At 64.6% G+C, this 14,316-nt stretch carries 12 protein-coding genes; 6 read left to right on the top strand and 6 right to left on the bottom strand.

Annotated elements, in window-relative coordinates; genetic code table 11:
* The first annotated feature begins 93 nt into the window (after nt 1-93).
* The 3 genes from ABIC03_RS09015 to ABIC03_RS09005 all read left to right on the top strand — a co-directional run bounded on the left by ABIC03_RS09015 (nt 94) and on the right by ABIC03_RS09005 (nt 5,502).
* On the top strand, nt 94-678 hold the full coding sequence (locus ABIC03_RS09015; protein WP_354057236.1) for a biliverdin-producing heme oxygenase: 585 nt from the start codon (nt 94-96) through the stop codon (nt 676-678).
* Nucleotides 675-3,218 carry an HWE histidine kinase domain-containing protein gene (locus ABIC03_RS09010; RefSeq protein WP_354057234.1) on the top strand — a complete coding sequence of 848 codons (2,544 nt, stop codon included), beginning with the start codon at nt 675-677 and terminating at the stop codon, nt 3,216-3,218. Before ABIC03_RS09015 ends, ABIC03_RS09010 begins: the two co-directional genes overlap by 4 nt.
* Before the next feature lie 274 nt (nt 3,219-3,492).
* Nucleotides 3,493-5,502, top strand: coding sequence for a HAMP domain-containing methyl-accepting chemotaxis protein (locus tag ABIC03_RS09005; protein WP_354057232.1), 2,010 nt, complete (start codon nt 3,493-3,495; stop codon nt 5,500-5,502).
* A gap of 58 nt (nt 5,503-5,560) precedes the next feature.
* On the opposite strand, the gene ABIC03_RS09000 is transcribed toward ABIC03_RS09005, so the two are convergent.
* From ABIC03_RS09000 to ABIC03_RS08990, 3 genes are all read right to left on the bottom strand, one after another.
* Nucleotides 5,561-6,247 (bottom strand): glutathione S-transferase family protein, encoded by a 687-nt coding sequence (locus ABIC03_RS09000; RefSeq protein WP_354057230.1) that lies wholly within the window; start codon nt 6,245-6,247, stop codon nt 5,561-5,563.
* A gap of 132 nt (nt 6,248-6,379) precedes the next feature.
* A complete protein-coding gene (locus ABIC03_RS08995) occupies nt 6,380-6,706 on the bottom strand; it encodes a hypothetical protein (protein ID WP_018454920.1) in 327 nt (108 codons plus the stop codon).
* A 175-nt stretch (nt 6,707-6,881) separates the two neighbouring features.
* Nucleotides 6,882-8,012, bottom strand: coding sequence for a site-specific DNA-methyltransferase (locus ABIC03_RS08990; protein WP_007607106.1), 1,131 nt, complete (start codon nt 8,010-8,012; stop codon nt 6,882-6,884).
* A 406-nt stretch (nt 8,013-8,418) separates the two neighbouring features.
* Here ABIC03_RS08990 and ypfJ point away from each other — a divergent pair, with 406 nt between their 5' ends.
* Nucleotides 8,419-9,354, top strand: a complete 936-nt coding sequence (gene ypfJ / locus ABIC03_RS08985; protein WP_275171573.1) for a KPN_02809 family neutral zinc metallopeptidase — start codon at nt 8,419-8,421, stop codon at nt 9,352-9,354.
* A 135-nt stretch (nt 9,355-9,489) separates the two neighbouring features.
* Nucleotides 9,490-10,053, top strand: coding sequence for a molybdenum cofactor biosynthesis protein B (gene moaB, locus ABIC03_RS08980; RefSeq protein ID WP_354057227.1), 564 nt, complete (start codon nt 9,490-9,492; stop codon nt 10,051-10,053).
* 95 nt (nt 10,054-10,148) lie between these two features.
* On the opposite strand, the gene ABIC03_RS08975 is transcribed toward moaB, so the two are convergent.
* Both ABIC03_RS08975 and ABIC03_RS08970 read right to left on the bottom strand, forming a co-directional pair.
* A complete protein-coding gene (locus tag ABIC03_RS08975; RefSeq protein ID WP_354057225.1) occupies nt 10,149-11,075 on the bottom strand; it encodes a bifunctional helix-turn-helix transcriptional regulator/GNAT family N-acetyltransferase in 927 nt (308 codons plus the stop codon).
* A gap of 62 nt (nt 11,076-11,137) precedes the next feature.
* Entirely contained in the window at nt 11,138-11,713 is a 576-nt protein-coding gene (locus ABIC03_RS08970) for a glycosyltransferase family protein (RefSeq protein WP_007607113.1), read from the bottom strand.
* Between the two features lie 338 nt (nt 11,714-12,051).
* On the opposite strand from ABIC03_RS08970, the gene ABIC03_RS08965 reads away from it, so the two are divergent.
* Entirely contained in the window at nt 12,052-12,891 is an 840-nt protein-coding gene (locus tag ABIC03_RS08965) for an RMD1 family protein (RefSeq protein ID WP_354057223.1), read from the top strand.
* A 234-nt stretch (nt 12,892-13,125) separates the two neighbouring features.
* Here ABIC03_RS08965 and ABIC03_RS08960 read toward each other — a convergent pair whose 3' ends face one another.
* The gene (locus tag ABIC03_RS08960; RefSeq protein WP_354057221.1) at nt 13,126-14,313 is read right to left on the bottom strand and encodes an acetate/propionate family kinase; all 1,188 of its coding nucleotides are present in this window, start codon (nt 14,311-14,313) and stop codon (nt 13,126-13,128) included.
* Nucleotides 14,314-14,316 lie beyond the last annotated feature (3 nt).

Genomic DNA, 14,316 nt, shown 5'->3' with positions numbered 1-14,316 from the left:
TTTTCCAGAGGGGTTCGGAACCTTTGGAATCCTCCTGCGTTCGTTCGGTTCCGGGGCAATCGCGCCCCGGCATTGCGCGCGTTTGGGAATTGCATGCTGGCTGGGGTTTCGGACGTTACGACACAGGTGGGCCGCAGCTTTCCAGGACTCCGCGAACGACTGAGAGATGCGACGGCGGCTGCGCACCGCGAACTCGATGCGCAGCTTTCGTCATTCGATCTCAGCGTGTTTTCCGGCTACCGCCGTTTCCTGCAAGCCAGCGCCGGGGCCTTGCTGCCGCTCGAAGCCGCGCTGATGGACGCGGATGTCGGTAAAATGTTTCCGGACTGGCCGGAGCGGGCGCGCAGCGCTGCGATTGCGGACGATCTTGGCTGGCTCGGTGGTGCCGCACAGTCCACAGTGACCGTGCCCCCGCTGACGCGCAGCGGCGTGCTGGGCACCATGTACGTGCTGGAGGGCTCCCGGCTCGGGGCCAAGTTCCTGCTGAAGACGGTTGCGGACGCCGGCGATCCGCGCATCAGCGAAGCCACCGCTTATCTCAGCCATGGTGTAGGCAAGCGGCTCTGGCAGAGTTTCCTGGTGAAGCTCGCAAGCGAAGAGGCCTGCGATGAGGACGAGGCGATCGATGCGGCGCGCGTCGCCTTCGCTGCGTTCGAGCAGGCGGCGGACCGGGCATGAACGAGGCTGTCAATCTCACCAATTGCGATCGCGAGCCGATCCACATTCCCGGCAGCGTGCAATCGTTCGGGTTCCTGCTCACGCTATTGTCGGATTTCACGATCTGCATGGCCTCGGACAATGTCGGGAGCTTTCTCGGGGCTGACGTCTCCGACCTGCTCCAGCAGCCTCTCTCGCGCGTCATCTCGGAAGCCGCGGTCGAGACCATTCGCAGCCGCGTCGATCATCTCAGCGGGCCGGACGCGACCGAGCGCCTGTTCGGCGTCGAGCTTCAGGCTGGCAAGCCGCCCTACGATCTCTCGATCCACTTCTCCGGCGCCTATCTCGTCGTCGAGGCGGAGCCCAGCGTCAACGAGCCCGGCGTCAATTCCGGCGAACTCGTCCGTCTGATGCTGGAGCGTATCCGCAAGACGCGCGGGATGACCGAGCTCGCTCGCGAGGCCGCGCGGCAGCTCAAGGTGCTGACCGGCTTCGACCGGGTCATGGTCTACCAGTTTCACCCGGACGGATCGGGCGAGGTGATCGCGGAGGCCGCGGAAGCGGGACTCGAACGGTTTCTCGGCCTGCATTATCCGGCGTCGGACATCCCGAGGCAGGCCCGCATTCTCTATCAGCGCAACTGGCTGCGCATCATCGCGGACATCGATGCGCAACCCGCCGCGCTGGTGTCGACGGCCACACACAATGCGGGGCTGCTCGACCTGTCGATGAGCGTGCTGCGCTCGGTGTCGCCGATCCACATCGAGTACTTGCGCAACATGGGCGTCGGCGCCTCGATGTCGGTGTCGATCCTGCGCGACGGCAAGCTGTGGGGCCTGTTCGCCTGCCACCATTATTCGCCGCGCTACATCTCTTTCGAGAAGCGTACGGCATCCGAGCTGTTCGGGCAGATGTTCTCCTGGATCGTGGAGGGACGCGAGCGCGAGGGTGACGTCGCTTATGAGGCGCGCGCCCACCATGTGCAGGAGCGGCTGATCGAGACCGCGGCCTCGCACGAGCACAGCCGGCGCGCGATCGTCGATTTCCTCGGCGACTACCGCAACATGATCGAGTGTGACGGCGTGGCGGTGTGGTCCGACAACAGGATCGTGCTCCAGGGCGAGACGCCGACCGAAGACGAGGTGAAGGAACTCGTCAGCTTCATCAATCGGACGTCGCCGGGACGGATCTTCGCGAGCGCCGAGATCGCCAAGGTCTATGCTGCGGGCCAGTCCTTCCGCGACCGCGCGGCGGGCTTTCTCGCCATCCCGATCTCGCGCGCCCCGCGCGATTGCCTGATCTTCTTCCGGCGCGAGGTCACGCGCTCGGTCCATTGGGCCGGCGATCCCAACAAGGTCTACGACCAGGGTCCGAACGGGCCGCGCCTGACGCCACGCAGGAGTTTCGAGCTGTGGCAGGAGACGGTGGCGGGCCAGTCGAAGCCGTGGTCGGCGGCCGACATCCGCATTGCCGAGAGCCTGCGGGTGACGCTGCTCGAGGTGATCCTGCAACTGTCCGATCTTGCCGCACGCGAGCGGCGCGGCGCGCAGGAGCGGCAGGAGTTGATGATCGCCGAGCTCAACCACCGCGTTCGCAACATCCTGAGCCTCGTCCGGGCGCTGGTGGCGCAGAGCAAGGATACCGCGACCACCGTCGAGGAGTTCGCCGGCGTCCTCGGCGGCCGCATCCAGGCCCTGGCGCGCGCGCATGACCAGATCACCAATCTGAACTGGGCGCCGGTCGCATTGCGCTCGCTGCTCGAGTCTGAGGCAGGCGCCTATCTCGGCGCGCGCGCAGACCGGGTCAAGATGGGCGGCCCCGACGTGGCGCTCGATCCCAAAGCGTTCGCGACGCTGGCCCTCGTCGTGCACGAGATGATGACCAACTCCGCCAAATACGGCGCGCTCGCCGATTCCACCGGCAGCGTAGAGGTGGCGTGGCGGCTCGATCCGTCGTCGAGCCTCGTGATCGACTGGAAGGAGACCGGCGGTCCGCCGGTGCAGCCGCCGTCGCGCCGCGGCTTCGGGACCACGATCATCGAGCGCTCCGTGCCGTTCGACCTCAAGGGCGAAGCCGAAATCCGGTTCGACCTGCTGGGGGTGCAAGCAACGTTCGTCATTCCCCCCAACTTCGTCGAACTCGTCCCATCCATCGCGGGAGCCGCCATGCGAATAGAAGAACAGCAATCCTCGCGTCCCAGGATTTCCGACACGGCGCTGATCGTCGAGGACAACCTCATCATCGCCATGGCCGCCGAGGTCATCCTGCTCGATCTCGGCGCCCGCCATGTCGATACCGCCGCAAGCGTCGATCAGGCGCTGCGGGCGATCGAGCGCACGCGCCCGGGCTTTGCCTTGCTCGATCTCAACCTCGGCAACGAGAGCAGCATAAGGGTGGCGCAGAAGCTGACGGAAATCGGCGTGCCCTTCATGTTCGCGACCGGCTATGGCGAGCGGGCGCCGATCCCAACGGAGCTGGCCGCCGCGCCTGTGATCCAGAAGCCCTACACGCTGGAAGTGGTCGAAAACGCGCTCGGCAAATTGCAGCAGGCCGGCAGCTGACAGATCGTCATCCGGATAAGCTGCAGCGGCCTGCACGGCGCTGCGGGCTTCGCGCCAAGCCCTTGCTCACCTGCCGATAAAATCAGCAGATGTTGCGCCGTCTGACCCATGCGCACGCGAAAAATTTGAAGGTTCAATTAACGAGTGTCCCCCATTGTGTCGCGGTGCAGCGTGGGTCGCGAAAGACGCGACGCGCGGCTGCCAGCGTGGCCGGTGACAATCGCCGGATTAGGCCGGCCGCTCGAATTGACATGCATCTGGGTGGACAGTGGGAATGCCGAAGTTTCGTTTGCGGATCAGGGGACGCCTGTACGCAGGTTTCATGGCCTTGGTGGCGGTTGGTCTCGTGATGGCGGTGGTCGCCATCTGGAATTTGCGGTCCGTCCAGGATCAGGTCGCAAAACTCTCCACGTTGTCGGACAGCACGGCGCGCGTCCTGGAGATATCGACCCATCTTCAGGCCATCCAGCGGGCCAATCTGCGCTACATTTACGACGCCAACGAGCCTGCGATGCGGGAGGCTGCCGAGCGAGAGACCGCGGCGACCGGGCTGTTGCAGCTCGGAGCAAAGGGCACCCTCTCGGAGGAGCGGCGGAAGCTCTACAACGATCTGATCGCCGACATCGCCAAAATGAAAAGCCTGCGTGACAGTCTCGGCGACGCCGTCAACGAGGCGCGGACCGGCAAGGCGACGCTGTTGCCGAGTGGCGAAGAGCTGACCGTCAAGATGGCCAAGCTGGTCGATGTGGCCCGCGCGGCCGCCGATGACGACACGGTGTCGCTCGTCGCGGACGTCGAATCCCGGGTCCTGCTGGTTCGAATCGCGAACTGGCGCTTCCTCGCTCTGCGCGACACCAACGGGCCCACCGTCTTCAGAACCAATGTCGACAGGGCGGTGCAGCGGCTGGCAGCCGTCGAAAGGAGCCCGCAGGCGGCGGACCTTCGCTCGTCTCTGACGCCTGTGAAGACCGCCCTCGGCATCTACAAATCCGCGTTCGAAACGACCTCCGCCGCGATGCTGCGGTCCGACGAGATCTACCACAAGGATCTCGCACCGCTCATCTCCGCGAGCATCGCCAAACTCAAGGTCGCGGAAACCGCCTTGAAGACGGACTACAAGGATTCGCGCACCGCGGCCGATGCTGTGATCGACGGCACGACGTCGCTACAGGGGATCGCGGGCGGCCTCGCCGTCCTGTTCGGACTGAGCGTCGCCTTCCTGACCGCCCGCAGCATCGTGGGGCCGCTGACCTCGATGACGCGCGCAATGGGACTGCTTGCCGGGGGCAATCTCGCCGTCGAGATCCCCTCGCGCGGCAAGGCCGACGAGATCGGCGACATGGCCAAGGCGATCGACGTTTTCAAGACCAACATGATCGAGACCGAACGGCTGCGCCATGAGCAGACCGCAACCGAGGCCCGGCAGGCCGAGAGCCGCAAGGCCGACATGGCCCGGCTCGCCAGCCAGTTCGAGCAGGCGGTGGGCGAGATCGTCGATACCGTATCCTCGGCATCGCACGAGCTCGAGGGCTCGGCCGGCACCCTGACCGCGACCGCGAGGCGCGCTCAGGATCTCTCCACCGAAGTGCAATCCGCCTCCCAGGAAGCCTCGGCCAATGTGCAGGCGGTCGCCTCCGCGACCGAGGAGCTGTCCTCCTCGGTGACGGAGATCGCGCGCCAGGTGCAGGAATCGGCGCGGATCGCGGGCGAAGCCGTCGGTCAGGTGAGCAAGACCAACGCGCGCGTCAGCGAGCTCTCCAAGGCCGCGGCCCGCATCGGCGACGTGGTCGAACTGATCAGCACCATCGCCGGCCAGACCAACCTCCTGGCGCTGAACGCCACCATCGAGGCGGCGCGCGCGGGTGAAGCCGGCCGGGGCTTTGCCGTGGTGGCCTCGGAGGTCAAGGCGCTCGCCGAGCAGACCGCGAGGGCCACCGGTGAGATCGCCCAGCAGGTCTCGGGCATCCAGGCCGCGACGGAGGAGTCGGTCGGCTCGATCCGGGAGATCAGCGGCACCATCGAGCGGCTGTCGGAGATCTCGTCGACGGTCGCCGCCGCCGTGGAGGAGCAGGGTGCGGCGACGCAGGAGATCTCCCGCAATGTCCAGCAGGCCGCCCAGGGCACGCAACTCGTGTCGTCCAACATCGGCGACGTGCAGCGCGGCGCGTCCGAGACCGGCTCGGCCTCTTCGCAGGTGCTCTCGGCGGCACGCTCGCTGTCGGCCGACAGCAACCGCTTGAAGCAGGAAGTCGCCAACTTCCTGAACTCGGTCCACGCCGCCTGAGCCTCGAAAGCAAAAGGCCACGCGCATGCGCGTGGCCTCGCATTGCGACGTGCCGCGATCAGGCCACTTTTGTCGTCATGTGCTTGAACATGTTGCTGCGGGCCTCGTCGTCCATCTCCGCCTTGAAGGTGAACTTGTCCTTCAGCGCGATCGCGCGCGCCGCTGCAGGCCGCGCCGTGACCTCGTCCACCAGCCGCTTCACGTTCGGGTATCGCGCGAAGGCGTCGTCGCCGAGCTTGAACGGCACCATCCGCGCCCAACCCCACAGCGCCATGTCCACGATCGAATAACTGTCGCCGACCATGTAGCTGCGGCCTTTGAGGTGACCGTCGAGAATTTTGTAGTGGCGATCGGTCTCGAACTGGTAACGGTTATGCGCGTAGTCGTGGTTCTGGTCTTTCGGCGCAAAATGCTTGAAGTGCACGGCCTGACCAGAATAGGGCCCGACGCCGGTGGCGATGAACATCAGCCATGACAGCATCTCGCCGCGAACATTGGCGGCAGGCAGGAATTTGCCGGTCTTCTCGGCCAGATAGAGCAGGATGGCGTTGGAATCGAACACGATAGTGCCGTTGTCGTCGATCGACGGCACCTTGCCGTTCGGATTGATCTTCAGATAGTCCGGCGTGAACTGCTCGCCCTTGCGGGTGTCGATCTTCACCGGCTCGAAGGGCAGGCCGGCCTCTTCGAGATAGAGCGCGACCTTGGTCGGGTTCGGCGAACCGTTGAAATAGAATTTGAGCATCGGGCATCTCCCCTGTGTTTGTTGGCCGAAAGTGGAGGCAGCAACATGTCCGCTAGCGGCCTTGTCTTGCCTGAACCTTATCGGGGAGGGCAACCGGCGAGTTTGCCGGGCGGTATCTGCGTGTCACGCAGATCAGCCGGCGTAACAAAGGCCGATCGCCGCCGTAATGACCATGGCCGCGCCCACGACCTCCAGGCGCAGCCCGAGCCGGGTAGCGATATGCATGTCGGAGGCCCGCGCCGCGCGCTCGGATCCGCGCGCGTAGCCGTGCACGATGACATCGTGATTGAAGCTGTCATGGGCCTCGTTGCTGCTGGCGAGCCCGACACAGACCACGAGCACGCCAAACAAAGCGAGGCCGAAAAATCCCAGCAGCGCGATCAGGAACATCGGAAACATGCCGACCAGGAAGATCGGCAGCAGCGGCACCAGCAGCAATGTCTCGGACTGTCGTCGCATGGGAGCCGGCCGGGACGGGGACTGACTCGTCAAATCTAGCCCCGGCCATCGCGTCATTCAAGGCACCGTAGGGTGGGCAAAGCGAAGCTTGCCCACCAAATCTGTATCCCCGAGGCGCGATGGTGGGCACGGCGCAAGAGCGCCTTTGCCCACCCTACGCGACTGTTGGACTGAGCTACCCCGCCGCCATGCCGGCGCGGATCTCGGCACGGAGCTCGTCGATCAGCTTGAGACCCTTCTTGGTCTCGATGTGCCAGAAGGTCCAGCCGTTGCAGGCTTGCGCGCCTTGCGCCACCGCGCCCATGCGGTGGATGGAGCCGACCTTGTCGCCGAACATGATGGCGCCGTCGGCGCGGACCAGCGCGCCGAGTTTCTTCTTGGCGTCGAACAGCTTGGTGCCGGGCATGATCATGCCACGCTCGATCAATTCCGAGAACGCAACCCGCGGCGCTTCGCGCGCCGTCATGAACGGGGCGAGGCTTGCCTCCGGCAGCGGCTCGACCGCGGCGATGCGCGCTTGTGCCGCTTTCGCATAGGTCTTGTCGCGCTCGAAGCCGATATAGGAGCGGCCGAGGCGCTTTGCGACCGCGCCGGTGGTGCCGGTGCCGTTGAAGGGATCGATCACGAGATCGCCGGGTTTGGAGGACGACAGCAACACGCGCGCGAGCAGGCCTTCAGGCTTCTGCGTCGGGTGCACTTTCTTGCCATCGGCGCCCTTGAGGCGCTCCTCGCCGGTGCAGAGCGGGATCAGCCAGTCGGACCGTGCCTGCACGTCCTCGTTGGCGGCCTTCAGCGCCTCGTAGTTGAACGTGTAGCCCTTGGCCTTCTCGTCGCGCGCGGCCCAGATCATGGTTTCGTGCGCGTTGGTGAAGCGGCGGCCGCGGAAATTCGGCATCGGATTTGTCTTGCGCCAGACGATGTCGTTCAGGAGCCAGAAGCCGAGGTCCTGCATGATCGCGCCGACGCGGAAGATGTTGTGATAGGAGCCGATGACCCAGATCGTCGCCGATGGCTTCATCGCGCGGCGGGCGGCAAGCAGCCAGGCGCGGGTGAAATCGTCATAGGCGGAGAACGAATCGAACTTGTCCCAATCGTCGTCGACCGCATCGACATGGGACTCGTCGGGGCGCTTGAGATCGCCCTTGAGCTGAAGATTGTAGGGTGGATCGGCGAACACCAGGTCGACCGAACCAGCCTGAAGCTTCGACATCTCGGCGACGCAATCGCCGAGGACGATGCTGTGCGAAGGAGACTCAAAATTTGTGCGGGGCGCCCTTGCAGACGCCCCGCGACGCGACTCTACCATGACTCAAGAACTCTGACTCAGGCGACGCTGTCGGCGACGCGGGACCAAACAACCGACTGACCGTTACATTGAAGCGGCAAAGTAAAAATCGACTTAACCCGCCGCTTTCGTGAGCAGCCTTCACCTTGCGCCTCGCACGCGGTTCGCTCCGCGCATTCGCCGTGTTTTGCAGTGTATTTCGTGTTTGTTCGCGTTGCGGGAGTGGCCAGAGCGCAAAAAAGACTCCAAATTTCTCTCGGAAAAAATTGCACAATGCCCGGAAAAAATTGCTGGCATTGCCATGCTGTCGCACTAGGCAATAATTGCCGAGCGGGATATTGATTAACGCAATGGAAATTTTACGTGTATGGCGCGTTGAGCTTTCGCGCTCTTGCGCCGGATTGAGCCAGGACCGAGGGAAGCCGCCATGCGCTACGATGATTTCCGCCGCAGCGACGACATCGAGGATCGTCGCGACGATGGTGGCGGCGGCGGTGGAGGAGGCGGGTTCGGCCTCCCCATGGGCGGCGGCGGGCTCGGGATCGGCACCATCATCGTGCTCGGCCTGGTCGGCTACGCCTTCGGCATCGATCCGCGCATCCTGATCGGCGGCGCCGAGATCCTCACCGGCGGCGGCCAGGCGCCGTCCTACCAGACCGATCGCCAATCGTCGTCCAACGCCAAGCGCGGCGCGCCGACCGACGAGATGGGCAGCATGATCTCCGGCATCCTCGGCGAGATCGACGATCGCTGGAGCGAGATCTTCCAGGCCTCGGGCCAGACCTTTACCGGTCCGAAGGTCGTGCTGTTCCGCAACGTCACCAATGGCGGGCGCTGCGGCCGGGCGGAGTCGGCGATGGGACCGTTCTATTGTCCGCCCGACAGGACCATCTTCCTCGACACCGGTTTCTTCCGCGAGGTCGAGACACGTTTTCGCGGCTGCTCCGGCAAATCCGCCTGTAACTTCACCACCGCCTACATCATCGCCCATGAGGCCGGCCATCACATCCAGAACCTGCTCGGCATCATTCCGCGCGTGACGCGGCTGCAGCAGCAGGCCGGCAGCAAGGCGGAGGCCAATGCGCTGCAGGTGAAGGTCGAATTGCAGGCCGACTGCCTGTCCGGCGTCTGGGTCAACCGCGAGGCGAAGAAGCGGCCGAACTTCCTGGAGCCGGGTGATATCGACGCTGCGCTGACCACTGCGAGCGCGATCGGCGACGATACGCTGCAGCGCCAGGCCACGGGCCGCGTCGTGCCCGATTCCTTCACCCACGGCTCGGCGGCGCAACGCAAGCAGTGGTTCATGACCGGATATCAGCAGGGCACCGTCCAGGCCTGCAACACGTTTGGCGGTGGACAGTAGGGGTTATCCGTCATCCTGAGGTGCTCGCCAATTGGCGAGCCTCGAAGGATGCGAGCCCGTGGCCCATCCTTCGAGGCGCGCAAGAGCGCGCACCTCAGGATGACGTCAGCGGGCGGGAAGAGAAGGTGCGTTGCAATGACCTCCATCGACGAAACAAAACAATTCGTTCCGCTCCATATCGCGGTGCTCACCGTGTCCGACACGCGCGCGCTCGCGGATGATAAATCCGGCCAGACGCTCGCCGACCGCCTCCTTGCGGCTGGCCATCATCTCGCCGCGCGCGAGATCGTCACCGACGACGTCGAGGCGATCCGCGCCATCATCCGCCGCTGGATTGCGGATGCGGGCGTCGATGTCGTCATCACCACCGGCGGTACCGGCTTCACCGGGCGCGACGTCACGCCGGAGGCGGTCGAGCCCTTGTTCGAGAAGCGCATGGACGGTTTCTCGATCGCATTCCACATGCTGAGCCACGCCAAGATCGGCACATCGACGATCCAGAGCCGCGCCACCGCAGGCGTGACCGGCGCGACCTACATCTTCTGCCTGCCAGGTTCGCCCGGTGCCTGCCGCGACGGCTGGGACGGCATCCTCAAAGCCCAGCTCGACTACCGCACGCGTCCCTGCAATTTCGTCGAGATCATGCCGCGGCTGGACGAGCACCTGCGCCGGCCGAAGTCGCAGGGCGCGACGGTGTGAGCGCTTGCTTCCCTTCCCCCCTTATGGGGGAAGGTGGCGCGAAGTCCCGCAAGGGGCGAGGCACATTTATGCGCATCTCGCCCGCTGTTGCAGCATCAGAGATCCCGCTCCCATGTTTCCCCAATCAGATGCTGCCCGAAACTGTGATGCGGCTCGGTAGCGACGAGCTTGAATCCTGCACTTTGATAGATGCCACGCGCGGCGACCAGGATGCTCTGCGTCCACAGCGTCATCCTGCTGTAGCCCCTCTCGCGTGCGCCCTGAATGCATTGCTCGACCAGCGCGCGGCCGACACCGAGCCCGCGCGCTTTCTTCTCCACCTGCAACAGGCGCAGCTTGGCAATCTCGTCCGTGGCCTTGACTAGAAAGATCGAGCCGACCGGCTCGCCATCCACTTCCGCAATCCAGCAGTGCTCGCGCGCGGCGTCATAATCCTTGATGAACTGTGCGCAGATCTCGGCGACCAGGGCCTCGTAGCTGATATCCCAGTTGTAGTCGGCCGCGTAGGCGGTGGCCTGCCGCGAGATGACCCAGCCCATGTCGCCGACGCGATGGCTGCGCAGCATGAAAGCCGCGGGCTGGCTTCGACGCTCCAGCACAGCCTCGATGGTCGCCATGGCCTGCGTGAGCCGCGTCGCATCGCTAGCCGAAAGCTGAGCCAGCATTGCGGCGACCTCATTTTGCGAACCCAGGTTCAGCTTGGCAAAGGTCTGGCGCCCCTTGGCGGTGAGGCTGAGCTGGTATTGCCTGCGATCCGCGGGCAGGGGCCTGCGGGTGATCAGGCCTTTTTCGTCGAAGCTTTGCACGATCCGGCTGAGATAGCCGGGGTCGAGGCCAAGCTCGTTGCCGATCTCCTTTGCGGCAAGGTCGTCGCGTTGCGCGAGCTCGTAGAGCACGCGGGCCTCGCTAAGCGAGAACGGGCTCTTTCCGAGGTGCTGGTCGAGCACGCCAAGCTTGCGGGTGTAAAAGCGGTTGAAGGCGCGGACCGCCGCGATGTGGTCGTCGGTACGGTTGAACGACATGGGGCACCTCGATACTTGCCATTGTCAAATAACTATTTGACTTTGGCAAGTATCCAAGTGCCTCAGCCGACCATGACGATCCGGCTGCGCAGCATGATTCGTGATGAGCGGCCGAGCCGCCGGAGCAACCTCGCCTCGGAGCGGCGGGCCTGGGGCGGGTAGCCGCCGATGCGATCGTAGTGATCACGCGCGATCAAAAGTCCCTGATCGCCGAAGGGACCGACGAGCTTCCGCATCAGGGCCCGCAGGATATCGCGGAAGCCGGCATCGGCGTAGGGCGAGCGCGCATAGCGGAAAACGGCCGCACGATCCCGGCCGCTGGTCGAGACGGACTGGATGAACTGGGTGGTTTCCTCGATCCAGCCGGTTTCCAGCACGGCGCCCGCAGGGAGGAACATCAGCCAGGACGAACGGGCCTGGAGTGCGCCGGCGGCGAGCGCGGCTCCTTGCGTGGATCCTTCGAAGCCGATGAAACGGCAGCCCGCGACGTCGGCAACGCGCTCGATGACTCCATTGCGGGTGCCGTCGACCAGGAGCACTTCCCGGATGATGCCTGCGGCGGCGCCCGGTACCAACGCGGCCAGAGTTGCGACCGCCGTCTGCTCGACGCCTTCGGTCGGAATAATTACGCTTAGCATGATTGAGGCTTCAGTCTCCGCACTTCGGGAGAAACGTAGCTGTTATACGTAGCTGTTATGATGTTGTCATAAACACGCGGCGCTGCCGAGTGCAACTTTTCGGACGGGCCGCGGTCTACGATGGTAAACCGCTGTAGCGATCGCATCCAAATATGTCCCGTGCGGGGTGGCAATATTGCCGAATGTTTCGGCGCCAGCTGTCCTGGACCGTATTAATCCAGAGGAGCCGCGATATTGCGCGATGGGCGGGCCGTTCGCAATCCTGCAAAGGGAGGATGCGCCAGCGGACGAGCGCGAGAACGTGAACGTGCAATCACGCTGCTGACAAGGGCTTCGAAATGAACGCCGATCAACTTGCTGTTAACTCGCCGGCAACATCGCCCAGGCCGGACGGCGCGGCGGCCTTGCGGATCCGCGCCGTGATGCTGGGCGAACGCATCAATCCCTCCGGCCTCGAGATGGGGGCGACCGTCTCCTCGACGCCGGCCGCCTTCCGCGTTCATGCCGGCCTTGCGGTCATTTTCCGCTACGGCGTCGTGGTGCTGATCGGTCTCCTCCCATCGGAGGAGAAGGTGCTGATCGACAGCCTGAAGACCCGCGTGATCGGCGAGCTCAGCCCCTACGAGGAGGAGATCGCGCATGCGCAACTCTGCAAGGACGAAAGCGCCGAGGCGATCCAGCCGGGAGGCCCGATCTGCCTCGCCAAATTCTCCGACGACCGGCTGCTGCTGATCGCGGACGCGCTTGCCAAGAGCACCTCGCTCGCGCGTGACGAGCGCCGCGTCGCCGCGGTCTTCGACGTGATCGAGCCGTTTGCGCGCATGCTCGCCGAGCAGGGCCGCACGCCGCCCCGGCGCAAGGGCATCCTGCAATTGATCGGCAATGCGCTTCTCGTCCAGCAGCGCGTGGCCGGCCGTGTTGCGGTGGCCGAGAAACCCGACGTGCTCTGGGAGAAACCCGAACTCGACCGGCTCTATGCTCGCCTTGAAGACGAGTACGAACTGAAGGAGCGCCTCGACACGCTCGAGCGCAAGCTCACCGCCGTGTCCGAGACCGCCAACGCGCTCACCGACATCATCGACACCCAGCGCTCGCTCCGCCTCGAGGTCGCGGTGGTGGTGCTGATCGTGATCGAGGTCGCGATCGGGTGTTTCCAGATTTGGTCGGGGACGCATTAGAACACGCGGGCCGCTGGATCAATTTACCCCGCGAGCGAGATGCTCGTGACTGCGCCCTCGCCCCTTGCGGGAGAGGGCAGCACCGCAAGGAGACACAAACTCACAGGCGTGAGGGGGTATTCCTCCGCATACTCACATGCATACGTGAGCGACGAAAGAACCCCTCATCCGGCGCTTCGCGCCACCTTCTCCCGCAAGGGGAGAAGGGAAGCAACGCCGATCCTACGCCGTTGATTACGAGCTGACGGCCCGCAGCACCGCCGCACAATGTCGTGCGATCATCAGTTCCTCATTCGTTGGAATGACGAAAACATCGACTGCGCTATCGCCATGGTTGATGCGCTCGCGCGCTGAATCATTCGCAGCGGGATCGATGCGCACACCGAGCCAGTCGAGACGCTCACCGATCGCGCTGCGGATTTCCCCGGCATGCTCGCCGATGCCGCCGGTGAAGACCAGGCAGTCCAGCCCGGCAAGCGTCGTCGCCATCGCCGCCACCTCCTGCGCGGCGCGGAAGGTGAAGAGCTCGACCGCCTCCCGTGCCGCAGCTTCGCTGCTCGCAAGCAGCGTGCGCATGTCCGAAGCGATGCGGGAGACGCCGAGCAGGCCCGATTCGTGATAGAGCAGGTGCTGGACGTCTTCGACCGACATCTTCTCGTGCTGTTGCAGATAGAGCAGCACGCCAGGGTCGATCCTGCCGCAGCGCGTGCCCATCACCAGCCCATCGAGCGGCGTCAGTCCCATCGTCGTGTCGATGCTGCGGCCGTCGCGCAAGCCGCACAGGCTCGCGCCGTTGCCGAGATGCGCGATCACGGTGCGCTTCGCAACGAGCTGCGGCGCGATTCGGGCGAGCCGTCCCGCGACATATTCGAACGAGAGACCATGAAACCCGTAGCGCCGGACGCCGCGCTCTTCATAACGTCGCGGAATGGCGAAGCGGCTCGCGGGCGGCGCAATGCCGTAGTGGAAAGCGGTGTCGAAGCAGGCGATCTGCGTCAGGTCGGGCCTTATCGCCTTGATAGTGCGGACCGGCGCCAGACACCGCGGCTGGTGCAGCGGCGCCAGCGGCGTCAGCTCTTCAAGTTTTGCGGTGACATCGTCCGTCAGCTCGACTGGGGCGGAATAGTCCGGACCGCCATGGACGACGCGATGGCCGACGGCGCCCAAGCGATGGTCGCCGAAACGATCCTCGATGAAGCCGAGCACGTCGGCGAACAGATGATCGCTGTCCGCATCCGATGCTTCCCGCCGTTTCTCGAACAGGTCTTCGCCCGCGGGGCTCTTCACGACGAGCCGCGGCTTCGTCTCGTGCTCGTCGAGCAGGCCCTTGCAGAGCAGGGTGGGCTCGGCCGCCGAGATATCGAACAGGCCGAATTTGATGCTCGACGATCCCGAGTTGAGAACGAGAACCGTGTTCAACATGGC

The sequence above is a fragment of the Bradyrhizobium sp. RT6a genome, from assembly GCF_040547675.1.
Lineage (GTDB): Bacteria > Pseudomonadota > Alphaproteobacteria > Rhizobiales > Xanthobacteraceae > Bradyrhizobium.
The sequence above is the reverse complement of the archived record's forward strand: the minus strand, read 5'-3'. Positions and strand labels throughout refer to the sequence as shown.